Raw genomic sequence first — 473 nt, 5'->3', positions numbered from 1 at the left:
TTAAAATTAAAGTGGTTATCAAGTCGGAGGAAGGCACCTTAGGGTGTCTTTTCTTTTTAAAATATATAAGCGCACCATCCCTTTCCTAATAAAGGCCCCCCTCATGCCTCCTTACAGGGAGAATGATACGGCATTTTTTATTTACCCAATTACCGAGCTCTCAAATGTTTTAAATAGTTACAATACATGTATTGCTTCAATTACATATGATCATTCTTAAGAATGTCATTGAAATGTACCAATAGATTCTAGTGCAGCAAAATAAATTGTGCTATGATGTGAGCAAATATAAAGCTATCTAACGGAGGGGTTCACATGCCGCATGTTGTGTTTCGTGGAATTACTACTGAACAATTAAAACGTATAAGCAAGCCATTAGTAAAAGAGCTCGCAGAGATTTGTGAGTGTGGTACGGATAATTTTACGTTGGAACTACCAAGTTCTACGTTTGTATTCAATGGAGAAGAAATAGA

1 protein-coding gene is annotated in these 473 nt (G+C 36.2%); it reads left to right on the top strand.

Features of this window, described 5'->3' with window-relative positions; all coding sequences use genetic code 11:
* Positions 1-315 precede the first annotated feature (315 nt).
* Positions 316-473: DUF1904 family protein (locus tag JDS80_RS30725; protein ID WP_199640821.1), on the top strand; the 158-nt coding region annotated here is incomplete at its 3' end.

Source organism: Bacillus cereus group sp. N8, assembly GCF_016483685.1.
Classification (GTDB): Bacteria; Bacillota; Bacilli; order Bacillales; family Bacillaceae_G; genus Bacillus_A; species Bacillus_A proteolyticus.
The sequence above is the reverse complement of the archived record's forward strand: the minus strand, read 5'-3'. Positions and strand labels throughout refer to the sequence as shown.